This window comes from Pseudomonas sp. TKO26, assembly GCF_003225665.1.
GTDB classification, from domain to species: domain Bacteria; phylum Pseudomonadota; class Gammaproteobacteria; order Pseudomonadales; family Pseudomonadaceae; genus Aquipseudomonas; species Aquipseudomonas saponiphila.
On the sequence record NZ_QKLN01000004.1, the window covers coordinates 190,435 to 213,118 of the forward strand.

At 66.1% G+C, this 22,684-nt stretch carries 21 protein-coding genes; 5 read left to right on the plus strand and 16 right to left on the minus strand.

All coding sequences use genetic code 11. The annotated features are described in order from the left end of the window. Positions 1-63: 63 nt before the first annotated feature. The 4 genes from hpaD to DNK59_RS08045 are packed head-to-tail and all read right to left on the minus strand — an operon-like array spanning position 64 to position 3,900. Positions 64-915 (minus strand): 3,4-dihydroxyphenylacetate 2,3-dioxygenase, encoded by an 852-nt coding sequence (gene hpaD / locus DNK59_RS08030; protein WP_110722847.1) that lies wholly within the window; start codon positions 913-915, stop codon positions 64-66. Positions 916-969: 54 nt separating this feature from the next. Next, on the minus strand, positions 970-2,430 hold the full coding sequence (hpaE, locus tag DNK59_RS08035) for a 5-carboxymethyl-2-hydroxymuconate semialdehyde dehydrogenase (protein ID WP_110722848.1): 1,461 nt from the start codon (positions 2,428-2,430) through the stop codon (positions 970-972). Next, complete coding sequence (locus tag DNK59_RS08040; RefSeq protein WP_110722849.1) at positions 2,431-3,231, minus strand: fumarylacetoacetate hydrolase family protein; 801 nt, start codon at positions 3,229-3,231, stop codon at positions 2,431-2,433. Positions 3,232-3,240: 9 nt separating this feature from the next. Continuing rightward, on the minus strand, positions 3,241-3,900 hold the full coding sequence (locus tag DNK59_RS08045; protein WP_110722850.1) for a fumarylacetoacetate hydrolase family protein: 660 nt from the start codon (positions 3,898-3,900) through the stop codon (positions 3,241-3,243). A gap of 197 nt (positions 3,901-4,097) precedes the next feature. Between DNK59_RS08045 and hpaA the strand changes: the two genes are divergently transcribed. Together hpaA and DNK59_RS08055 are read left to right on the plus strand one after the other, a co-directional pair. Further along, a complete protein-coding gene (gene hpaA / locus DNK59_RS08050) occupies positions 4,098-5,027 on the plus strand; it encodes a 4-hydroxyphenylacetate catabolism regulatory protein HpaA (RefSeq protein ID WP_110722851.1) in 930 nt (309 codons plus the stop codon). Positions 5,028-5,152: 125 nt separating this feature from the next. After that, the gene (locus tag DNK59_RS08055; RefSeq protein WP_110722852.1) at positions 5,153-6,244 is read left to right on the plus strand and encodes a DUF1176 domain-containing protein; all 1,092 of its coding nucleotides are present in this window, start codon (positions 5,153-5,155) and stop codon (positions 6,242-6,244) included. Positions 6,245-6,253: 9 nt separating this feature from the next. Here DNK59_RS08055 and DNK59_RS08060 read toward each other — a convergent pair whose 3' ends face one another. Genes DNK59_RS08060 through DNK59_RS08080 form a run of 5 tightly spaced genes read right to left on the minus strand, consistent with a single transcriptional unit; the run spans position 6,254 to position 12,215 of the window. Beyond that, the gene (locus DNK59_RS08060) at positions 6,254-7,927 is read right to left on the minus strand and encodes a GMC family oxidoreductase (protein ID WP_110722853.1); all 1,674 of its coding nucleotides are present in this window, start codon (positions 7,925-7,927) and stop codon (positions 6,254-6,256) included. Between the two features lie 35 nt (positions 7,928-7,962). After that, the gene (locus tag DNK59_RS08065) at positions 7,963-9,264 is read right to left on the minus strand and encodes a carbohydrate porin (RefSeq protein ID WP_110722854.1); all 1,302 of its coding nucleotides are present in this window, start codon (positions 9,262-9,264) and stop codon (positions 7,963-7,965) included. Positions 9,265-9,315: 51 nt separating this feature from the next. Then, positions 9,316-10,380, minus strand: coding sequence for a 2,3-butanediol dehydrogenase (locus DNK59_RS08070; RefSeq protein ID WP_110722855.1), 1,065 nt, complete (start codon positions 10,378-10,380; stop codon positions 9,316-9,318). Further along, positions 10,377-11,648, minus strand: a complete 1,272-nt coding sequence (locus DNK59_RS08075) for an MFS transporter (RefSeq protein ID WP_110722856.1) — start codon at positions 11,646-11,648, stop codon at positions 10,377-10,379. Before DNK59_RS08075 ends, DNK59_RS08070 begins: the two co-directional genes overlap by 4 nt. A 33-nt stretch (positions 11,649-11,681) precedes the next feature. Next, the gene (locus DNK59_RS08080) at positions 11,682-12,215 is read right to left on the minus strand and encodes a 2,4'-dihydroxyacetophenone dioxygenase family protein (protein ID WP_092314276.1); all 534 of its coding nucleotides are present in this window, start codon (positions 12,213-12,215) and stop codon (positions 11,682-11,684) included. Between the two features lie 317 nt (positions 12,216-12,532). On the opposite strand from DNK59_RS08080, the gene DNK59_RS08085 reads away from it, so the two are divergent. Continuing rightward, entirely contained in the window at positions 12,533-13,501 is a 969-nt protein-coding gene (locus DNK59_RS08085) for a helix-turn-helix domain-containing protein (RefSeq protein WP_110722857.1), read from the plus strand. A 9-nt stretch (positions 13,502-13,510) separates the two neighbouring features. On the opposite strand, the gene DNK59_RS08090 is transcribed toward DNK59_RS08085, so the two are convergent. From DNK59_RS08090 to DNK59_RS08110, 5 genes are all read right to left on the minus strand, one after another. After that, a complete protein-coding gene (locus tag DNK59_RS08090) occupies positions 13,511-13,762 on the minus strand; it encodes a hypothetical protein (protein ID WP_110722858.1) in 252 nt (83 codons plus the stop codon). A 357-nt stretch (positions 13,763-14,119) separates the two neighbouring features. After that, entirely contained in the window at positions 14,120-15,241 is a 1,122-nt protein-coding gene (locus DNK59_RS08095; protein WP_177431216.1) for a class II histone deacetylase, read from the minus strand. Between the two features lie 57 nt (positions 15,242-15,298). Further along, positions 15,299-16,462: an MFS transporter gene (locus DNK59_RS08100; protein WP_110722860.1), complete on the minus strand. Its 1,164-nt coding sequence runs from the start codon at positions 16,460-16,462 to the stop codon at positions 15,299-15,301. A 24-nt stretch (positions 16,463-16,486) separates the two neighbouring features. After that, entirely contained in the window at positions 16,487-17,359 is an 873-nt protein-coding gene (locus tag DNK59_RS08105; RefSeq protein WP_110722861.1) for a transporter, read from the minus strand. 136 nt (positions 17,360-17,495) lie between these two features. Further along, positions 17,496-18,473 carry a helix-turn-helix transcriptional regulator gene (locus tag DNK59_RS08110; protein ID WP_092314288.1) on the minus strand — a complete coding sequence of 326 codons (978 nt, stop codon included), beginning with the start codon at positions 18,471-18,473 and terminating at the stop codon, positions 17,496-17,498. Positions 18,474-18,687: 214 nt separating this feature from the next. Here DNK59_RS08110 and DNK59_RS08115 point away from each other — a divergent pair, with 214 nt between their 5' ends. Together DNK59_RS08115 and DNK59_RS08120 are read left to right on the plus strand one after the other, a co-directional pair. Beyond that, positions 18,688-19,530: a helix-turn-helix domain-containing protein gene (locus DNK59_RS08115; RefSeq protein ID WP_158288744.1), complete on the plus strand. Its 843-nt coding sequence runs from the start codon at positions 18,688-18,690 to the stop codon at positions 19,528-19,530. A 92-nt stretch (positions 19,531-19,622) separates the two neighbouring features. Continuing rightward, positions 19,623-19,967, plus strand: coding sequence for a VOC family protein (locus DNK59_RS08120; RefSeq protein ID WP_146249891.1), 345 nt, complete (start codon positions 19,623-19,625; stop codon positions 19,965-19,967). Between the two features lie 86 nt (positions 19,968-20,053). Here the strand turns inward: DNK59_RS08120 and hpaC are convergent, their stop codons facing one another. Next, complete coding sequence (hpaC, locus tag DNK59_RS08125) at positions 20,054-20,566, minus strand: 4-hydroxyphenylacetate 3-monooxygenase, reductase component (protein ID WP_110722864.1); 513 nt, start codon at positions 20,564-20,566, stop codon at positions 20,054-20,056. Positions 20,567-20,763: 197 nt separating this feature from the next. Next, entirely contained in the window at positions 20,764-22,326 is a 1,563-nt protein-coding gene (gene hpaB / locus DNK59_RS08130) for a 4-hydroxyphenylacetate 3-monooxygenase, oxygenase component (RefSeq protein ID WP_110722865.1), read from the minus strand. Positions 22,327-22,684: the final 358 nt, after the last annotated feature.

The following is a 22,684-nucleotide window of genomic DNA, read 5'->3' on the forward strand; positions in this document are numbered from 1 at the left end:
TGGCGACTTGCCGCTGCTGTCGATGTGGTCTTGCAGCTTGTGGCTGGAAACTTGCCGCTGCTTCTAGAAGATGGCGTTGATCTGGCCGGTGCCGGAGCTGCCGAACAGCGGCGTGACGATCTCGGCCGGGCGGTTGTAGTCAGGCCCGCCCAACAGCCCCAGGAGCATGGCCGTGTCGTGCATGCCGCCCTCGCCATGGCAGCTTCTGGCGTAGTCCGGGAGCATGGCGCAGAACTCGCGAAAGCGTCCCTGCTGCCACAGTTCCACCACCCGCTGGTCCACCTGCTTGTCGAATTCCCGGGTCCAGTTGTGGATGTTGGCCTCGGCTTCGCGGTCGTTGGAGAAACGGTGGGACAGCGAGCCGGACGCCAGCACCAGGACCTTGCGCTGGCTCTTTTCGATCGCCCGGCGCACCGCGGCACCGAAGGTGAAGCTGTCTTCCAGCTTGTGCCAGGCGCACCAGGCGGCGATCGACACCACCTTAAAGTGCTCGGCGGCGGGCACGTCCATGTGCATGTAGCGCATGGGCACCAGGGTGCCGTACTCCAGCTCCAGGCTGGGGATGTTGTGGGCCAGGGTGCGCACATCGGCGGCGTTGGCCTCGGCGGCGATCAGTTCCCCCAGCTCCGGGCAGCCCTGGTAGTCGTAGGTCATGTTCTTGATGAAGTGCGGCAGCTCGTTGCTGGTGTAGGTGCCGTTGAAGGCTTCACCACAGTTGATGTGGTAACCGCTGTTGACCAGCCAGTGCACATCAAACACCACCGCGGTGTCGGCCCCCAGGGCCCTTGCGCGGCGGGCAATTTCCTTGTGCCCGGCAATGGCTGCCTCACGGCAACCGTGGTGTTTGCCCGGCAGTTCGGACAGGTACATCGATGGAACGTGGCAGACCTTGGCGGCCATGACGACTTCGCCCATGGTGCTTCTCCTGAAACATCTTCTTGTTGGCGTGATCCGGGACGGTGCTAAACCTTACACGCCCCAGCGCGGGATGTGATGGCTGCCCATGGAGAGGCAGACGTTCTTGATCTCGGCAAACACTTCGAAGCTGTACTCGCCGCCTTCGCGGCCGGTGCCCGAGCCTTTGACACCGCCGAAGGGCTGGCGCAGGTCGCGCACGTTCTGGCTGTTGATGAACACCATCCCAGCCTCGATGCCCCGGGCCAGGCGATGGGCCTTGCCGATGTCCTGGGTCCAGATGTAGGAGGCCAGGCCGTACTCGGTGTCGTTGGCCAGTTGCAGGGCTTGGGCCTCGTCCTTGAACGGGATCAGGCACACCACCGGGCCGAAGATCTCCTCCTGGGCGATGCGCATCCGGTTGTCGACGTCGGCGAACACCGTGGGCTGGATGAACTGCCCGCGGGACAGATGCGCCGGCAGGTTGGCCGGGCGTTCCAGGCCACCGGCCAGCAGGGTCGCGCCTTCTTCCAGGCCGATGCGGATGTAGCCGGTGACCTTGTCGTAGTGGGCCTGGGTGATCATCGAGCCGACCTGGGTCTTGGGGTCTTGCGGGTCACCGACGATCAGGCGCTTGGCGCGTTCGGCGAATGCCTTGACGAACTGCGGATAGACGCTTTCCTGGATGAAGATCCGGCTGCCGGCGGTGCAGCGCTCGCCGTTCAGGGAAAAGATGGTGAACAGCGCGGCGTCCAGGGCCCGCTCCAGGTCGGCGTCCTCGAAGATCAGCACCGGCGACTTGCCGCCCAGCTCCATGGAGTACTTCTTCAAGCCGGCGGTCTGCATGATCTTCTTGCCGGTGGCGGTGCCACCGGTGAAGGAAATCGCCCGCACGTCCGGGTGGCGCACCAGGGCATCGCCGGCGGTGGCGCCGTAGCCCTGGACGATGTTCAGCACCCCGGCGGGAATCCCGGCCTCCAGCGCCAGCCGGCCCAGCTCATTGGCGGTCAGCGGTGACAGTTCACTCATCTTCAGCACCGCGGTGTTGCCCAGGGCCAGGCACGGCGCAGTCTTCCAGGTGGCGGTCATGAACGGCACGTTCCACGGCGACACCAGGGCGCAGACGCCCACCGGTTGGTACAGGGTGTAGTTGAGCATCTGGTCGTCCACCGGATAGCTGTGGCCATCCATGCGGGTGCAGACCTCGGCGAAGAAATCGAAGTTGTGCGAGGCCCGGGGAATCAGCACGTTGCGGGTCTGGTGGATCGGCAGGCCGGTGTCCAGGGTTTCCAGCTCCGCCAGGCGCGGCACGTTTTCCTCGATCAGCGCGCCCAGGCGGCGCATCAACCGGGCGCGCACCGATGCCGGGGTATTGGCCCATTTCGGGAAGGCGTCCTTGGCCGCCGCCACCGCCTGGGCGATTTCCTCGCCGCCGCCGCTGGCCACCTCGCCAATGGCTTCACCGGTGGCGGGGTTGTAGTTGGTGAACACTTCACGGCTTTCGACTTCGCGGCCGTTGATCCAGTGCTTGATCATTTATGCGTGCTCCTTGGCCGCTGTGGTGGGTTGTGTATGGGCGTGCTGGGCGAAGAATTCGCTTTCGCTGACGATGCGGTTGGCCAGCCGGCCAATGCCTTCGATCTCCACCACCACCTCATCGCCGGGCACCACGTCGGACAGGCCTTCGGGGGTGCCGGTGGCGATCATGTCGCCCGGTTGCAGGGTCATGAAGCCGGACAGGTACTCGATCAGGTAGGGGACATCGAAAATCATGTCGGCGGTGCTGCCTTGCTGGCGCAACTCGCCGTTGACCCAGGTGCGCAGGGTCAGCCGGTTGGGCTCGGGCACCTCGGCGGCGTCGATGATCCACGGGCCCACCGGGGTGGTGGCGTCGCGGTTCTTCACCCGCAGGTTGGGCCGGTAGTAGTTCTCCAGGTAGTCGCGGATCGCGTAGTCGTTGCACAGGGTGTAGCCGGCCACGTACTCCAGGGCGTCCTCGCGCTTGACGTTGCGCGCGGTCTTGCCGATCACCGCTACCAGCTCGCACTCGTAGTGCATGTAGGCGACGTTGTCCGGGCGCCAGGTCACCTGGTTGTGGCCGGTGTAGGTGCCCGGCGACTTGATGAACACCAAAGGCTCGGTGGGCGGCGTGAAGGCCAGTTCGGCGGCGTGGTCGGCGTAGTTCAGGCCCAGGGCGAACATGGTCCCGGTGGCCGGTGGCAGCCACTGCACCTGATCCTCGGCCAGGGTCCGGCCGTCTTCCAGTTGCAGGGTGTTGGGGCCGGTGACCCGAGCGTCGTGGACCTGGCCCTGATAACGGATGCGCGCGTGTTTCATGTCGGTTCCTTATTCGGCAACGATGGAGTTGGCGAGGCGACCCAGGCCGCTGATCTGCACTTCGACCCGGTCGCCGGGGCGCACATCGACCCGGCCTTCGGGGGTGCCGGTGATCAGTACGTCGCCGGCATGCAGGGTCATGAACTCGCTGATCTCGGCAATCAGCTGGGGAATGCTGCGCACCAGGTTGGCGGTGCTGTTGTGCTGCACCCGCTCGCCGTTGACGAACAGTTCCAGGCTCAGGTCGTGGGGATCGCTGACCTCGGTGGCCGGCACCAACTGCGGACCGATGGCGCAGAAGCCGTCGCGGCACTTGGCCTTGACCGCCGGGCGGTAGTAGCTGTCTTCCGGCAGGCTGAATTCGTTGACGATGGTGTAGCCGGCGACATGCTCCAGGGCGTTTTCCAGGCGCACCCGGCTGGCGCGCTTGCCGATCACCACCCCCAGGGCCGGGCCCGGTTGCAGGCGTTCGACGTCCTTGGGAAACACCACCGGTGCTTCATGGTCGTTGCGGGTGTTGGGGGTCTTGATGAACAGCACCGGTTTCACCGGGGGCTTCTGGTAGGGCGGTTGGGTGAAGCTTTGCAGATGGCTGTTCAGCAACCCCTGGTAGTTCAGCGCAACGCCGAACAGGGTGCCGCCGGCGTGATCGTTCAGTGCACGGCTCATCGGGCTCTCCTGGTGTTGGTTCCCGTGGCGGCTTGCCGCTGGCGGGTCGAGTTCGTTAATGTATTAACGTTATATTTAATATGTTAACGATCGTCAAGCGACGAGCTTGCAGATTCCATGGCCAAGTGGCGGGCCAGCGGCGAATCCCGCAGGATGCCAAGGCTTTGCCTGCTGAAAAATAACAACAGAGGGGTGCCATGAACCCACGTCAACCGATTCCCAACATCAACATCGGCCAGGTCTACGACCAGCGTTACGCCGATGCCCAGGTGCACTACGACAAGCTCAGCAACCTGGCCGGCTTCTTCGGTCGCAACATGCCGGTGCACCGCCACGACCGCTTCTTTCAGGTGCATTACGTGCAAAGCGGCGCGGTGCGGGTCTACCTCGACGACCAGCAGTACCTGGAATCGGGGCCGATGTTCTTTCTCACGCCACCGACCATCCCCCACGCCTTCGTCACCGAGGCCGACAGCGAAGGCCATGTGCTCACCGTGCGTCAGCAACTGGTGTGGGAACTGATCGGCGCCGACCCGGCACTGGCCCCGGCGCCGCAGCTGCCGCCGGCCTGTGTGGCCCTGGCGCGGCTGGGGCCGGAATTCGCCAGTGAAGTACGGCGTCTGGAGTCTCTGTTCCAGGAGTTGCAGCAGGAGATCGCGGGGCAGGGAGCCGGGCGCGAGCCGGCCCTGGAAGCCCTGACCCGGCTGCTGATGATCAGCCTGCTCAGGCTCTCGGCCAACTCCCTCAAGGCCCGCCCGGCACGCCACGAAGACCTGCAGATCTTCCATCGCTTCAACGAGCTGATCGAGGCCCGCTACCTGGAGCACTGGCCCCTGGCGCGCTACGCCAGCGCCCTGGGCGTCACTGAAGCGCGGCTCAACGACGTCTGCCGACGCATCGCCGACCTGCCGTCCAAGCGCCTGGTGTATGAGCGGTTGATGCAGGAATCCAAGCGCCTGCTGCTGTTCACCGGAAGCTCGATCAACGAGATCTGCTACCAGCTGGGCTTCAAGGACCCGGCGTATTTCAGCCGGTTTTTCCAGCGTTACGCCAAGATCGCGCCGGGTGAGTACCGGGCGCGCCAGGGGTTGACCAACCCGCCTGTGGCCGAGGCGCCCGGGCCCTGAAAAGCGGTAAGGGCCGGGTTGACCGAGGGGGCCGCGTGGCTTTGCTCAGGCCGTCGCCAATGGCTGTATTCGGAGCCTTGCGACCATGGCAGAATCCGCGCCTTTGCCCGACAAGGAGCGTCGTCATGCTGCGTGCCGTTGTGTTGTCCCTGCTGGTGCTTGGCGCCGCGTCGTGCCGGGCCCGGGAGCTGCCGGAGCTGACGCCGCTGTGGCTGCAGCAGGAGGGCTGGATCAGCGCCTGCGACAACCGCCGCGACTGCCAACTGCTCTACGCGCCGAACATCGCCTTTGCCGAGCAGGTCAACCACCTGACGCTGTTGATCCGCAGCCAGGCCGGGCCCGAGGGCCAGCTGCAACTGCAACTGGAGCATCAGGGCGCACCCTTCGAGCCGGCCGCCCTGCGCCTTGATGGCCAGCCGCTCGAGCCTGGCTTGCTGGCGGCGTTGGTGCAGGAGCCGGAGGCCCCCGACAGTACCCGTGAACAACAGTACTACCGGGTTGACGATCAGGCGCTGGCCCGGCAATGGCTGGCGCGCCTGCGCACCGCGCAGGTGCTGGAACTGCTGGGAGAGGAACCGGCTCAGGTGCTGCTCAAGGGGCTGCCGGATTTGCTGCAACGGGTGGATCAGGTACAGCAACGCCTGGGCACGGTCAGCGCCCTGGCGGCACCCGGCGAACAGCGGGCAAGTGCGGTGCCCAGGGTCCAGGCGGCCAAGGCATTGCGGCCCTATCCCGGGGTGACGCCCCTCAGTGCCCGAGAGCGCAGCGGGCTGCGGGCAGCGGTGCAGAAAACCTTGCCGCCGCCCAAGTCTGCAGAGGACGACGACTACGTCATGCCGCCGAGGATCGAGCTCTATCCCCTGACCGCGCAGCATGCGCTGGTGGTCGAGTTTTCCGACTGCGGCGCCTATATCTGCCTGTTCGATATCAGCAGCCGCTCGCGCACCGCGCCCTATGCGCTGCAACCCCTGCAGATGCAGACATTGCCGGACGGCAGCGTCGACCATGCCGGGGGCCTCAATTATTACCCCGAGACCGGCGAGCTCAGCAGTTTCCTCATGGGCCGGGGGATGGGCGACTGCGGTGAAATGGCCAGCTGGCACTTCGACGGCCTGGCCTTCCAGCTCACCGACTACCGGCGCATGCCCAATTGCAGTGGCCTGGGCTACGACAACTGGCCGGTACTCTGGAGTGCCGAGGCGCCGAAGCGCCCCTGAGCCCCGGCTTCAAGTGCATGTTGCGCCTTGAGGCACGCTGTTCGGTTGCGCCAATGCCGTACCCAGCAATAGGTCCGCGGCCTTTTCCCCGATCATGATCGCCGCCGCGTTGGTGTTGCCGGTGATCAGGCTCGGCATGATCGAGGCGTCCGCCACCCGCAGCCCCTGCAGGCCGTGGACCCGCAGTTGATCGTCGACCACCGCCAGTTCGTCGTGGCCCATCTTGCAGCTGCCCACCGGGTGGAACACCGTGCCCAGGTGCTGGCGGATCCACTGTTCGATCTGCTCCTGGCTCTGCACCTGCGGGCCGGGCACCAGCTCGCCTCGCAAGCGTTTGGAGAAGGCCCGGGTTGCCGCCAGCTGGCGCACCAGGCGCAAGCCGGCTACCAGCTTGCGCAGGTCCTCGGGGTGGCTGAGGAAGTTGGCCTCGATCAGCGGCTTGTCGTGCGGGTCGGCGGAGTTCAGGCGCACCCGACCTCGGCTGTGCGGGTGCATCACCGCCACGTGCAGGCTGATGCCATGGCCCACGGGAATCAGGCGCTGGGGCTGGTTCTTCAGGGCCGGGGCGACGATCAGCCCCAGCTCCGGCACCGGGTCTTCGGGCGTAAGGCGCAAGAAGGCCCCGGACTCCACGGTGTTCGACGTCAGCGGGCCTTGGCGCCGGGTCAGGTATTGCCAGGGCGAACGGGCCAGGGGCAGCAGGCCCCTGGGCGAGAGGCCGTAACCCAGTTCGGGATCGCTGCGGTACATCAGCACGATGTCCTGGTGGTCCTGCAGGTTGAGGCCGACCCCTGGCAACGGGTGGCGCGCCAGGATGCCGTGGCGCTCCAGTTCCGCGGCCGGGCCGATGCCGGACAGCAACAGCAACTGCGGCGAGTTGATCGCCCCGGCGCAGAGGATCACTTCCCGACGCGCCTGCAACTGCCGGACCTCGCCGTTCTGGCTGATCTCCACGCCGCTGGCGCGGGTGCCCTGCAGCAGCACCCGGTGTGTCAGGGTGCTGCTCAGCACGGTCAGGTTCGGCCGCTGCAGGATCGGGTGCAGGAAGGCCCGGGCCGCGCTGCAGCGCTCGCCGTTGATCTGGGTGACATGGAAGGGTCCGAAGCCTTCCTGTTCCGGGCCGTTGAAGTCCGGGTTGTAGCTCCAGCCCAGTTCCGTGGCCGCTTCATAGAACACCTGGTTGACCGGGCTCGGGCTGCGCTGTGCGGCGACGTTGAGCTCGCCATGCCGGCCGTGCCAGGGCGAGTCGCCCGGTTCGACGCCCGGCTCGAAATGCTCCGAACGCTTGAAGTAGGGCAAAAGCTCGTCATGGCTCCAGCCCTGGTTGCCGGCCGCGGCCCAGCGGTCGAAGTCCTGGCGATGGCCGCGAATGTAGATCATGCCGTTGATCGCGCTGGAACCGCCCCAGACCCGGCCGCGGGGGCAGGGGATCGGCACCTCGCCGCTGCTGGGCTGGGGGCAGAACCTGTGCATCCAGTTCCAGCGCGGGTTGGCGATCAGGCGGATGATCCCCGCCGGTGTGCGCACATAGGCCGCCGGCAGCAGGCTGCGATCGCTGGGCCCGGCTTCGATCAGGCACACCTGGACCTTGGGATCGGCGGACAGCCGGTTGGCCAGCACGCAACCGGCGGAGCCGGCGCCGACCACGATGTAGTCGAAGGTTTGCGTGGTGTGTTCAGTCATGGGGATACCTCTTTGGGCAGTCACAGAAATCCATCTCACAGCCCCAGCAGCGAGCCAACGTCGAGGGTCACTTGCAGGCCGACGACAAAGCCGTTGCCGCTCAGCTCGCGGGCTTCGGGGTTGTAGAAGTTGTCCGGGTTGATCAGGTACTGGACGCTGGGTTCCAGGGCCAGTTGCCGGGTCAGGGCGATATGGGCGTTGGCTTCCAGGGCATAGACATTGCGCTCGCCCAGGCGCGGGTCGCCGCCGTTGGCGCTGCGGGTCTGCTGCTGGAAACGCAGTTGATGATCGTTGAGGCGCAGGTAGCTGGCCTTGAGGTTGAGCTTGTCCCGGGGGCGGTCGAAGGGCGCCAGATAGGTCAGTCCGGCCTCGGCAAACTGGCTGAAGGGCTGCTTGTCGTCAGCCGCCGCCGACAGCGAACCGAACAGCAGCAGAGCCTGGGGCGCAGTGCCGGTGCCAGCGTCGGCGCGCCACAGCGCCTGCTGGAACTTGAAGAAGGCGCCGCCGCTGCCGAAGGCCGTGGCCCCGGTCAGCGGGTCCACCTGCTTGGCGGTGTTGTAGTAGCCGTTGAGCTCGTAATGGGCGCTGTAGGCCTCTTGGTTCTGGTTGCCGATGCCCAGCAGCAGGCTGGTGCCGCTGGCGTCGTCGGTACTGAAATCCAGGCCCTTGCGCTCCTTGAGGTAGTCCTGCGGGTTGGATTCGAAGGCGCCGCCGTGCACGTACCACTGGGGCGTCAGCTGGTACTTCAGGTAGCCGCCCCAACTGCCGTAGGGCGGCGGCAGGATGCCGGTGGAGGCGTCGATGATCGGGTCGTTGCAGGTGATGGTGCTTTCGCAGTTGTAGATATAGAAGTAGCGCCGTGCGTTGGTCCGCCCCAGGCTCAGGTCGACCCGGCCGTCGAGCCAGGTCTGCTGGTAGGTCAGCAGGCTCAGCTGGTGGCTGGTGAGGTCGTTGTGGATCGGCGCGCCGCCGAAGTAGCTGCCGGCCGCGCCTTGCCAGTTGCGTGAGGTGGGTACGCCGGTCTGCTGGTCGAGGATGAACAGGGTCTGCTCGAAATGCAGCGCCGCGCCGTCCAGGCCGGCGAAGGTTCCCAGGTCGATATCGGCGCCGACGAACAGATCGCCGCTGTTGCCGAAGCTGTGGGGGCGGGGGCCGGTGTCGAGGTTCTTCATCGCCAGGCTGAGAAACTGCACATGGGGCGTGATGCCCCGGTCGGCCAGATAGTCGCCCAGGCCGGAGAGCGGGCCGCTGCGGGTTTCGGGCGGCGTATCGGCAAGGCAATCCAGGGGCAGCAGCAAGGCTGCCAGCAGCGGGCACAGCGCATAGGAAACATTCATGTCGGGTACTCGTTTCTTGTTGTTTTTGTCTTGAGTGTTGAAAGCGATGGGTCAGGCCTCGGCCAGGGCCGGTGTCGGGTTGACCAGCACCTTGATCTGACTCTTGTCTTGCAACAGCGCCTTAAAGCCTTGTTCCACCGCCTGCTCCAGGGCCAGGCAGCGGGTCACCACCCGGGACAGGTCCAGGCGTCCGCTGGCCAGCAGCTCGATCAGCTCTGGATACACATGGCGGTAACCGACGCTGCTGAGCAGGCGCAGCTCGTTGTTCAGCAGGTGGAAGGCGTCGAACTGCACGCTGCCCATCAGGCCCACCAATACCACTGCACCGCCCTTGCGCAGGCAGTGCAGGGCATGGCTCAGGGTCTGCTGGCTGCCGGCAGCCTCGAAGGCCGTGTCGCAGCCGCCGTCGCTCAGTTGCCGCAGACGCTCCGGCAACTGTGGGTCGGCGCCGTCCAGGGCGGCCGAGGCGCCGAACTCCAGGGCCAGGCGTCGACGCCCGGGGTCCAGGTCCACGGCGTAGATCCGCTCCACGCCCCGCAGCCGGGCCAGCAGCACCAGCAGCAGACCGATGGGCCCGAGGCCAAACACCACGCAACTGTCGCCGGCGATCAGGTCGCTCTGGTTCAGGGCGTGGCAGGCCACCGCGGCTGGCTCCAGCACGGCGGCCTGCTTGAAACTGACGCTGTCCGGCAGGCGGTGCAGCATGTAGGCCGGCACCAGCGCCTGCTCGGCAAAACCGCCGTCTCCCATCAGGCCGATAAAACCCATGGACTCGCACAGGTTGTATTGGCCGACGCGGCAGTACTGGCATTCGCCACAGCGATACTCCGGCTCCACCGCCACCCGCTGTCCCAGCAGGCCCGGCTCGACCCCGGGCCCCAGGGCCACGACCTGGCCGCAGAACTCATGACCCAGGGTCAGTGGCGCCTGGCAGCCGGACAGCGGATGGGCCACGTGTTGGGGAATCGAGTGCGGCCCATCGGCGTATTCGTGCAGGTCGCTGCCGCAGATACCGCAGTAGGCCACCTGCAGCAGGACTTCCCCGGGGCCGGGCTGGCGCAGTTGTACCTGGCCCAGGCGCAGGTCCCGGGCGGCGTGCCAACGCAATGCTTTCATGGCTGGTTTCCTTGCAGGACAGAAGAACCCTTGGGTTGTCGGCGTTGTTGACGGGCCAGCACCGCCGGGGCGGTTTCCTTGAGGAACAGCGCCAGCACCGCCGCCAGCAGGGCGCCGCCACAAGACATCCACATGACAATGGACAGGCCGAGGCGGTCGGCGGCGAACCCGGCGATGGTCGGGGCGACGAAGCCGCCCACCAATTCGCCGATGCCCATGATCATGCCCAGGGCGGTGGCCATGACTTCCCGGGGCACGGTTTCCGCCGGGATGGTGGCCATGAACAGGGTGAAGCAGCCCAGGCCGGTGTAGGTCAGCAGCATCAGAGCGCCGAGCATCCAGGGTGACGAGGCGTAGAGCAGGGCGATCGGGCAGCAGGCGGCGATCAGCGAGAACAGCACCAGGGTCGGTCGCCTGCCGAGGCGGTCGGAGATCGCCGGCACGCCGAAGCCCCAGAGCACCCAGGCGCCGCCCAGGCAGCTCATCACCGTGCCCATGCTGGCCGGGCTGTAGTCGCGGACCTTGACCAGGAAGGTCGGGGTAAAGGAGATGAGGATGATGAACCAGGTCAGGAACACGCAGCTGATCAGGGTGCAGAGCAGGATATTGCGGCTTTTCAGCAGGGCCAGCCGCTGTCCGCCGTTGTTGCCTGGCGCGGCGTGCGTCCGCGGCTCTGCCGCTGAAGGGTCGGGGTGCACGTAGCGCCAGATCAGCAGGGCGATCAGCAGGCCGGGAATCAGCGAGACGATAAAGGCATGGCGCCAGCCATAGGCCTCGGCCAGGGCGATCAGTACCGGCGGGCCGATCACCGCCCCCAGTAGCCCGGCCGCCGAGCCTTGCAGCAGGCCCATGTTCAGGCCCCGGCGCTGGGGCGACGAGGCTTCCACCATCAGCGATTGCGAGAGCGGCAGGATCGGCCCCTCCGCCAGGCCCATGATGGCGCGAAACAGCAACAGGCTGAGAAAACCGGTGACCAGCCCGGAAAGGGCCGAGCACAGGGAAAACAGCAGCACCGCAACGATCAGCAGCGGTTTGCGCCTGCCGCTGCGGTCCGACCAGGCGCCCACCAGGGCCCCGGACAGCGCCCAGGCCAGGGCCAGCACCGACGACAGCATGCCCAGGTGGCGGTTGCTCAGTTGCAGTTCGTCGGCCATGAACGGGAACAGGAAGGACAGCGCCAGACGATCGAAAAAGACGAAGCCGAAGGTCAGGAACAGCACCCCGAGCAAGGTGTTCTCGTAACCGGCCTTGTTGTTTTTATAAGCCATGGTGGTTCTCCGAGGAGGCGTGAGCGGCGCAGGTCAGCGAAACAGGGTGTCGATATGGGCCGCGCCCAGGCCGATCTTTTCGTAGTGCTCGCGGCACAGGGCGATGTAGGAATGCACGTCGAAATAGCCGTCGGGCTCGCCGTGTTCATCGAGCCAGATCAGCGGGCCCTTGACGATGAAGAACACCCGCATCGGTTGTTCATGCTCATAGGCCACCAGGGTGTGGCCTTCGCCCGGGGTTTCGTAGACGAAATCCCCGGCGCGGGCGGTCCATTCGTGTTCCAGGTAGCCCCATTTGCCGGACAGGGTGTAGGCGAAGACTTCGTGGGGGTGGTAATGGCGGTTCACCAGCCCGGCGCTGCGGGCCATGAGGATGTCGCACCAGCGGTTCTCGCTGGGGGAAATCCACAGGGGCCGCGAGGACACGGTTGCGGTGAAGGGCACGTACAGGCTCAGGTCGTCGCTGGCGGCGTCCGGCAGGTAGACCTCGGGCTTGGCGTCGGGCTTGAAGCAGTGGGCGATGGGTTGCAGGTCTTTCCAGAATTCACCGTGGGCGGCTTCGGGCATGGTCGGCCTCGTTTGTCGTTATGGGGGAGCCTGGGCCGCCGGGCAGGGCGGCCGTGGAGGTTGCGAGGACGACTGTAGGCCGGTTGCGGGGCGCCGGTTTGACCGGATCGGACCGGTTGCTTGCCTGTTTCAGACGGGCTGTTTTCCGGCCGCCGACAAGGCTGCCAGGGCCGCCTGTGGCCACCACGTTTCGAGTTGACAGGTCATATGGTTCAGATGTTAATGAATGGCCGTGGCCCGCAATGCATGTGGCCTCAGGTGTCCGGACGCGGCCTTGCCGTCCGGGGAATATCCCGCCGCCCATGAGAAGAACAACAATGTCTCCATGCGCCTTGCTCGAAACCCGGCATGCCAGCACCCAGGCCGTCGACCCGGAACAGCGCCTGAGTTTCTGGGAGGACTACAACGCCACGACCCTGGTGGGGCTCAAGTGCAACTCCTACGCCGAAGACGGCTTCGCTGCCTGCCAGGACAACCTGCAACTGAGCGCCATGCGCCTGGCGCGCATTGTCGGCAACGAACACGTGGTGGAGCGCGACAGCTCGATGATTCGCGGCGTGCCCAAGGAGTCGGTCTTTGTGTCCCTGGTCACCGGCAGCGGGTCGTTCTTCTACCAGGACGGCAGCTGCCAGGTGCTGCAACCGGGCGAACTGGTGGTCTATCGCACCGACAAACCCTACCTGTTCGGTTTCTCCGGGGCGATGCGCCAATTCATCTTCGACATACCCCAGGAGCAGTTTGCCGAGCGCTGCCTGAAACGCTTCGACCGGCCATTGCGGGTCAGCAGCGAAAGCGGGGTCCAGCGCCTGTTGCTACGCACCCTGGGGGAACGTACCCGGGCCTTTTTCCAGCAGCCGTTGTGCGAGGACGCAGAGGCCTACCAGGACCAGGCCTTCGAACTGCTCGCCAGCATCATTGCCGGGCAGGCCGGGCAGCGGCCGATCAATGCCCTGAGTGCCTCCTACCTGCTGGCGGCCAAGCAATGCATCCATGAGCAGTTGGCCGACCCCGCCCTGAGTTGCGAGCGGGTGGCGGCCCAGACCGGCATTTCCACCCGGCACCTGGCCCGCTTGTTTGCCCTGGAGGGCCTGGTGCCGAGCCGCTTCATTCTCGACAGGCGCCTGCAACTGGCCCGCCAGCTGCTGTGCAGCCGCCAGGGGGCGGGGCTGGATATCAGCGAGGTCGCCTATCGCCATGGTTTTGCCAGCCAGGCGCATTTTGCCCGGGCCTTCAAGGCGCGCTTTCAGCTGACTCCCAGCCAGGCCCGGAGCCGGGGGCTGGCTTAGCCGGGGCATTCAGTCCAGCGGGTCGCGCGGTGGCGGGTTCCCGGTCGTTTCCGGTCCGTGCTGCCCAGCCCGGTCGCGAGCGCGGTGCAGGGTATCCAGGCCACACTTGTGCAACAGATCGTCCAGCAGCGCCCTGGAAACATCCGGTGTGACGGCGTCCCCCTGATGCCTGCGAAGCTGCGCCGCTTGCTGCAACAGGCGGGCGCGGGCCTTCTGCCAGAAGTCGATCTCGTCGAGGTAATCCTTGGTCTTGCGGTGCATGGACATCTCCTTTGTCTCAGCGAACAGGCAAGCCCCCGATCAGCGCAAAATCCCGGTAACCGGGGAAGGCGGACAAGCAGACGGACAGGTCCCGACGCGCGACACACCCGGTTGCGAAGGCAATGGCGCGTCGCTGCGGCACGCGAGGTTTCTTCTGGAAAGGAGTGGCGAGGAACTGGACCTGTGGGTCAGGTTGTCGAGGAGAGAATAGGAAACCTTTGGCCATTGTCGCGGTGCATGTGTCGGACCGCTGCTCTTGGCGTGGGGTGATGATGCGCAGAGATGCTACGAGGCAGACGGTGGCTGATGCCCGGCGTCATGCCGGTGAACATCAGCCCCGGGAGGAAGCAGGGCGGGTCAGCGAGCGGCGGCCGCCAGGGCCGCGGCCTGACGGTCCAGCAGTTGGCGCTGGAAGGCCGTGAACTCCGCTTTGGGCTGCTGCTGGCGCACGAACTCCAGCATCGGGTCCTGGACCGCGGTACGGATGCCCGACAGCGCTTCCAGGGTCGCCAGCCCGCAAAAAGGCACGTAGGCCTCGGAGTAGCCGCCTTCATGCACCAGCACCAGGCGGCCATGGCACAGGCGCTCGGCGGCGTCGCGCAGGCACTGGGTCATCTCGCGGAACGAGTCGCTGTGCAGCAGCATCCGCGCCAATGGGTCCACGGCGTTGGCGTCATAGCCACAGGCGACGATGATCAGCTCGGGTTCGAAGCGCTCCAGGGCCGGCACCACGATCTGCTCCATGGCGTACAGGTAGGCGTCATGGCCGCCACCGGGCAGCAGCGGGACGTTGATGTTGCAGCCCAGGCCGGCGCCGCGTCCGCGCTCGTGTTCACCGCCATAGCCCGGCGGAAAACAGCCGTCCTGGTGCAGGGACAGGGTCAGCACGTCGGCCCGCTCCTCGAAGATCGACTGGGTGCCGTTGCCGTGGTGCACGTCCCAGTCGATGACCGCCACCTTGCCCAGCCCGTGGCGGGCCTTGGCGGCTTCGATGGCGATGGCGATGTTGGCCAGAAAGCAGAAGCCCATGGCCTGGTCGGCGCGGCAGTGGTGTCCCGGTGGCCGCGACAGGGCATAGGCATTCTCGGCTTCGCCGCTGAGCACGGCGTCCACCGCGGCCACGGCCAGGCCGGCGGACAGCTTGGCGATTTCATAGCTGCCAGGCCCTACCGGTGCTTCTTCCCCCAGGTGGCCACCCCCGGCATCGCTCAGGGCCTTGAAGCGTTGCAGGTAGTCGATTGGGTGGACCCGTAGCAGGTCCGCTTCGCTGGCGGGTGGGGCGCTGCGCACCTGCAATTGTCGGGTCAGGCCGCAGACGTCCATCAGGCTTTTCAGGCGGCGCTTGGTTTCCGGGGATTCGGCGTGTCCGGCGGCGCACGGCGGTTGCACCCAGCCGCCAACCGGCAGGGTCAGCACATGGGGGCCGGCGCTGTGCCACAGGCAGAGTTCATCGAAGAAGAACGCGGTTTTGCTCGTCATGGTGATGTCCATTTTTCAGGGGAAAGAGGAGTGCTGGCCGGGGCGCTTCGCGGCTGGCTAGCGCGGGGTACGGCAACCGAGCACCAGGGCCAGGGACGCCAGGGTGAGCAGCGCGCCCCCCAGCAATAGCCCCTGGAAGCCGCCGCTGCTTTCGATCAGGCGCCCGGCGAGGGTCGGGCCTATGGCCAGTCCGGCGCTGATCACCAGATTGGAGGCATTCATCAGCCGGCCGCTGCGATCCATCTCGGCCATGCGCGCCAGGATCAGCGGCAGGATGAAGGTCCAGGTGAACTTGAACACCAGCGCCGCCAGGGCAAAACGCGCCAGCCGGGGCTGGTCCAGAAGCAGCAGCACCGAGCCCGCCATCAGGCCGTAGCCCAGCAAAAGCAGGGCGCCGCGGGGCAGGCGGTCGCCGAACAGGGTGGCGCACAGCGCCCCGACGATGCCCATCAGGGTGGCGATGGCCAGGATGTCGCCGTTGGTCTGGGCCGAGAGGCCGGACTGGCTGCCAATGGCGCCGATAAAGGTCCAGACCCCGCTGAGGCTGATGTAGAAGGTGAGGATGCCGAGAATCCCCAGGCCCGCCTTGAGTCGGGAGATCGCCGGTGCCGGCGGCGCGTCGGCGCCAGGGCCTGCCGCCCCCGCCGGAAAGCAGCGGACCAGGGGCAGGCACAGGGTCATCAGCAGCGCCAGGATCAGGTAGCAGGCGCCCAGGCCGAAGCGTTGGAAGAGCATGGGCAGCAGGCTCAGGCCGATGGCCCCCAGCACCAGTTGGCCCATCACCCAGAAACCGTAGGCACGGCTGGGCGTGGGGCTGGCGGCGGCGCTGGCCAGGCAGATGATCATCAGCGAGCCGCCGGCCAGGGCGCTGCCAAAGCGCGCCATCAACAACAGCGAATAGTCATGGGCCAGCATCGACAGCAGGTTGGCGACGATGAACAGCAGGGCGCTGCACAACGCCGCCCGGCGCCAGTCGATGTGTTTCAGCCACCAGATGGCTGGCAGGGTGGCCAGGCTCATGGCCCCCAGCTCGGCGGAAAACAGGTCGCCGATCCGGGTCGGGCTCAATTGCCATTGGCTGGCCAGTTGCGCGGCAATGGCCGGGGCCATCAACAGCACCGCGGGGGTGATGGCGGCGAACAGCACGATGGCCGCCAGCAGGCCCAGAGGCGGGTGGTTGAGGTGTGAGGTGACGCTCAAGGTGGGGTTCCGGGTGGTCATGGACAGGCTCCGCAGGCAAGGGGTTCAGAACACGTGGACCAGGCGCAGCAGGGCATCGGTGCCGGCAAAGCCGTTCTCGGTGGCGACGTTTTGCGACAGGCTGAACAGCAGCTGGTTCTGCTTGTCCAGCCAGTGCCCGAGTTCGAAGCCGACCTGGGTGTAGCGCTTGTGGGTATCGTCGATGCGCCGGTCGTTGATCCGCAGTTCGCCGCCGTCGGCGTGGATCAGGCGCAGGGCGCCATAGGTTGAGGGGGTGAAGTCGTAGGAGGCGAAGGCTTGCAGGCGATAGAGCGGGTCCTGCTTGAGGTCGCTGCCCAGATAGTCGTTGTTGCTGCCGTAGAGCTGGGCTTCGAGGTTGGCTTCCAGCACCCATTTTTCACCCAGGCCCTGGGTGTAGTTGTAGACAAAGGTCGCGCCCCAGCGGTTGGCCCCGGGTGACACGTCCGGGTTGCGGCTGTGGTACTCGCCCAGGGGCAGTGTGATCAGGGTCAGCAGGCCGCTGTAGGTGCGGGTTTGCGGCTGGTTGATGAAGAACAGCGTGCCGCCGACCTGGGGATCGCCGAAGCCGCTTTCGCTGCTGCGGTGCTCGGCGCCGGGCAGGCGGGCGCTGATGTCGGCGAAGGGCACGATGAACTGTGGGGTGCACAGGGTGCCGCACAGGTCGCTGAAGAACACCTGGCGGTAGGCCATGGCGTTGATCCGCAGATCGGCCTTGCCGCTGCTGTCGGCCGGGCCGTGGAAATCGCCGGCGCGGGTGGCGGGCAGGTACAGCACGCCGAGGCTGGTGCCCGCGGGGGCGGCGAAGAAGTCCCGGGCGTTGAGGTCCGCGGCGTTGAGCGACAGGCTGGTCAGGGCGCCAGCCAGGGCCAGGGCGGTACGGGTCGGAATCCTTGTCATGGGCGGTGCGTCTCTTGTAGGTGTTGTTATTCGGCGAACGGCTCGCCGGCACACGGCAGTGGGGCAAAAAACAGGCAAAGGCTGCCCGTGGCCGTCAAACGCGACGGCGCAAGTCAGTGCGGATCAGCGGTCTGGATCAGTCGGGCGGGGCGTGGAGCAACTGGGCGATGCGCGCCTTGTCCTTGACGCCGAGCTTGCTGTAGATGGCGCGGATGTGATGGCGCACGGTGTTGGGTGATATGCCCAGGTCCCGGGCCACTTCCTTGTAGGTCTTGCCGTCGCCGAAGCACTGGGCGACGGCGTTTTCCCGGGGGCTGAGCTTGGGTAGCAGGGCGCGGCTGCGGGCCGCCAGCAGGTAAAGGTCGCCCACGGCGGAGCAGTCGATCTGCAGGCGTTTGCCCTCGAAGCCGTTGCTGTCCAACGCCATGGGCAATTGCGGACCGTTCCAGCGCGGCCATTCATTGAGCAGCAGGTCGACAAACCCCCGTTCGGCGCACTGCAGTACCCCGCGCTGGTCGCACACCGCCAGGGCCAGGTTGCGCGGGCGACTGAGCCGTTCGCGCATCGCCACCAGGGTGCGGATCTGATTGGCCGACACCGCCGCCACCAGGTGCAGCATCAGGTTGTTCAGCAACTGGCAGTCGTCCTGGTTGAAGCGCGGGGCCCCCGGGGCGCGGTACAGGGCCAGGTGGTTGTTCAGCTGGGTATGGGGGTCGATGTGCACCACGCACAGCAGTTCGCCGATGTGGTACTGGCGGCCCAGCCAGTTGAGGCCGGCGCCGTTGTCCGGGTCGGCCATGTCGACGATCACCGCCCGGCCCGGCACCTCGTGCACCCGGTGCACGGTGACATCGGTGTGGCGGATCGATTGCCAGTCCGGCAGGTAGCTCGGCGGCAGGCGGTACAGGTAGCAGCTGTGCTCATCCGGCAGGCCGTCCACCAGAGCGGCGCGACCCCACCAGGCGCTGTCGAAGGGCAAGAGTTTGCCGATGCGCGCCAGGGCATGGGGGGGAAGGCTTTCGATGTCCTTGTGCTGCGCCAGTTGCTGCAAGTCCAGGGTCAGCTCGCTGAAGGCCTGCAACAGGCTGGCCGGAGCGTGATCGGGTCGGTTCATGGGGCTGTACCTCTGTGCGACGTTGTTATTGTTTTCGTCACGGAAGTGGTTGAGGACCGTACGCCTGGGGGACGTGGGCAGGGCCTGGGACGAGTATCGATGGCTGGGGCGGTGGCCGCCATCCTACAGATGCAGGAGGTGGCCCATGGCCCAGCGGCGCGGGTCGCTTATGCTTGAGCGGGTAAATCCGGGATTCCCATCGGGAGTGAGTTCGATGCCGAGGCTGCCTTTTTCTGTTTCGCACTGCGTCAGCGGGTTTGATGCGGTCAGGCTGCGGCCCTGGGGCGCGCGCTTGTGCGGCTTCAGCGAAACGCTGCCGGGCAGCGTGCAACGGCTTGAGGTCGCGCAGCCACAGGTCAAGCTGGTGATTGGCCTGGCATCCCCCTACGGGCTCGCCGCCAATGGGCGCGAGCAACGCTGCCAGGCGTTCGTGGTGAGCCGCCCGGCCGCTCCGGTGATCGTCGAGCAGAGCGGTGTGCATTCATGCATCGAGGTGGAGCTGCCGCCCTGGGCCGCGTACCGCCTGTTTCAGGGCGATAGCCAAGTGCTTGCCAGCCCTTGGCTGGATTTGTCGGAACTGTGGGGCGCGGCGGTTGGCTTGTTGGTCGAGGCGCTGGAAGAAAACCCTTGCTGGACCAGTCGATTGCTGCGGGTCGAAAGCTTTCTTGTCGAGCGTCTGCAGAACTCGCGCCGTAACGTGCCGCCGATGGTGCGCCTGGCCTGGGAGGAACTGCAGCGTAGCGGTGGCTGTATCCCGATCCACCATCTGAGCGAGCGGGCCGGCTGTAGCGGGCGGCATTTCGCCAGTCGTTTCAAGGCCCATCTGGGGCAAGGACCGAAGGCCTGCGCCCGGCACCTGCGCTTTGCCCGCGCCCAGCAGTTGCTGGAATCACGACCGGCGCTGGAGCTGGTGCACGTGGCGATGCTGTGCGGCTACAGCGACCAGAGCCACTTCAGCCGCGAGTTCCAGGCATTCGCCGGCTGTTCCCCAGGCGCCTATGCCCGGGGCGGCTGGGCGACGATCCCGGGCAAGCCGGCGTCGTTGCTGGAGGGCTAGAGCCCATGGCGTTCCAGGTCAGTTTTGTTCAAGACCCGGCCCCGACCCTAGGCGGACACTGGCGACTCTGTCTCGGTGAATGTGGAGGATGTATGTCAGGTCGACTGTCTCATGTGGAAATTGGCGTGTTCGATGGTGATCGGGCGCTGGTGTTCTTTCAGCAGCTGTTCGGCTGGTCGCCGCAGCCGCTGGGGGCGGTGCACAACGCTTGGTTGCAGGCGCCGTCGTTCAGCGTCGGGGTACACGGCGGCGACCCCGCGGCGCGCATGGTCCTGTACTTCCAGGTCGAGGATCTGGCCCGCAGTGTCTTGCAGGTCCGGGCCCTGGGTGGCAAGACGGGCGCGCTCAGCGAGCACGAGCCCGGCTTCGGCCGGTTCTGCCTGTGCCACGATCCCCAGGGGGTGTGCTTCGGATTGCAGCAGCCGGACCCTTCGTGAAGCGCCGTGGCCACTTCGGTAGCGGCCAGGCGCAGTGACTTCAGGCCAGCCCCAGGATCTTGCCCACGGCCGGCAAGCCAGATCAGTCAGGCGGCCGGGCGGGGGTGCTGCAGGCGGTGGAAACAGCGGCTGAAGTACACCAGCGAGTCGCCTTGCTCGCGCACGCTGATTTCATCCAGTTCCACCAGCATCACCGAATGGGTGCCGATTTCCTGGACCTCGGTGATGCGTCCCTGGAGGCTGGCCAGGGCCCCCTCCAGCACCGGCAGGGCTTGCCAGCCGTCGCGCCAGGGATGCAGGCCAAAGCGCTGGTCCATGGCCACCCCGGTCATGCCGGCAAAATGCCGGGCGACCTCTTCGTGTTCGCCGCCCAGGACGTTGACGCACAGCTGGCCGTTGCCCTTGAACACCGGGTTCAGGGCACTGCTGCGGTTGACGCAGACCATCAGGGTCGGCGGGCTGTCGGTGACCGAGCAGACCGCGGTGGCGGTGATGCCGCAGCGGCCGGCGGGGCCGTTGCTGGTGATGACGTTGACCGCAGCGGTCATGTGGGCCATGGCGTTGCGAAAGGCCAGTTGCTTGGGATCGAGTACAGGCATGACGAATTCCTCGTGGGCGCAGGGCAGCCGGGTGTCTGGCTGCCAACGCGGGGCTGACGGCGGGCTTGACCTGTAGGAGCCGGCTTGCCGGCGAAGCGGGCCTGGGGGGGGCTTTGGCGTGCGTCTTCGCTGGCAAGCCCGCTCCTACACAAGCCCGCTCCTACATGAGCTAGTTCCTACACACGCCGGCTGCGTGGCTATTGGCGGATGCGGTCGAGCATGTTGATGTCGTCGGGGTTGCTCAGGTGCGGCACGGTCCAGCCGTCGAGGTCGTAGTCCCCCAGGCACTTGTCCACCAGGTCGGTCATGGCCTTCATCGAGCCGCTGGCCTGGGCGTGACGCAGGCACTGCATGCGGATCTCGTCCTGGCTGCCGGCGTAGTTGATCTCGTACAGCTCGTGGCGGCCGCCGAACTCGGTGCCGATGGCGTCCCAGAGCAATTTGAGGATCTTGATCCGCTCTTCGTGGCCCATGCCGCCGGAACCCCGGCAGTAGGTGCCCAGGTACTGGTTGAGCAGCGGGTCCTTGAGGTCGCGGGAGCCGGAGGGCAGGTAGATCAGGCCGCTAGCCACCACTTGCTCGATGATCTTCTTGATGTCGGTGTAGGCCTGGGGCGCCAGCACCCGGTACGCCTGCAGCGCCTGGGCACTGGGCAGGTAGGCGCCGTTCAGCCATTCGCTGGCGTTGCCGTGCATGGCGTCGGTCAGCGACCAGAACAGGTTGCGCCAGGCCAGCACTTCGCCCACTTGCGCCTGGACCCCGCGAAACTCCAGGGAGCCGGTGCATTGCAGGGCCTTGACCAGCAGCCCGCTGATGAAGTCCAGCTTGACCGCCAGCCGGGTGCAGCCCTGCATCGGGAACAGCCGGCCGAAACCGCCCTGGGGGAACCACTGGCGGCAGCGCTCGAAATCGCGGTAGATCAGCACGTTTTCCCAGGGGATGAACACCTTGTCCATGATCAGGATCGCGTCGTTCTCGTCGAAGCGGCTGGACAGCGGGTAGTCGAAGGGCGAACCGGTCATGCCCGCCTGCAGCTCGTAGGACGGGCGGCAGATCAGCTTCATGCCGCGGGTGTTCATCGGCGCGATGAACATCAGGGCGAAGTCGGTGTTGTCCCCCAGCAACTGGGCCGAGCCCTGGCCGACGAAGTTGTAGTGGGTCAGGGCCGAGTTGGTGGCCACCACCTTGGCGCCGCTGACGATGATCCCGCCCTCGACTTCCTCATCCACCGAGATGAACACGTCCTTGACCTGATCCACCGGTTTGTCGCGGTCGATGGGCGGGTTGACGATGGCGTGGTTGAGGTACAGGCAGGCTTCCTGGATGCGCTTGTACCAGGTGCGGGCGTTGTCTGCGAAGCGCCCGTAGAACTCCGGGTTGGCCCCCAGGGCGCTGCCGAAGGCGGCCTTGTAGTCGGGGCTGCGGCCCATCCAGCCGTAGGTCAGGCGCGACCACTCGGCGATGGCGTCGCGCTGCTGGCGCAGTTCATCGGGGCTCTTCGCCGAGCGGAAGAACTTGTGGGTGTAGCCGCCGTTGCCGGTGTCGGTGTCCCAGCACAGTTGTTCCTTGGTGGCCGGGTCGTGCAGGGCGTCGTACAGGCGGGCCATGGAGGCCGCCGAGTTGCGGAAGGCCGGGTGGGTGGTGACGTCCTTGACCCGGTCGCCATAGATGTAGATTTCACGGTCGTCGCGCAGGCTGGCCAGGTATTCGGCACCGGTCAGCGGGCGGTCGGTTGCGGCACGAAAGTCTTCAGGTTTCATATCCAGTCTCGGCATTGTTTTTATGGACTGGGCCCATGATGGGCAGGCGCCGGCGCTGAAAAAATGGCTTTTCCGGCGAATGAGTTGCACTTTCCATGGGCGCTTTTGGCGGCAGGTGACTGGATCGGATACTGGCACTTTGCTGCTTTATCGATTCAGTGCGAACGGCGTTGTATCAGGCCTGAAACACTTGTCACATTCAGAAATATTTTTGCGAATCAGCCGTATAAAAGCTCAAGTTCGGCCGATATTTAGTACAGGCCCACGAGCCTTGGTTGCGTGGTGCCCCTCGTCGGTGCAGCCCCTGATGCGCCAGACGGTCAATGGCACGGATGCACGCCGCCCCGTTCTCCTTCGA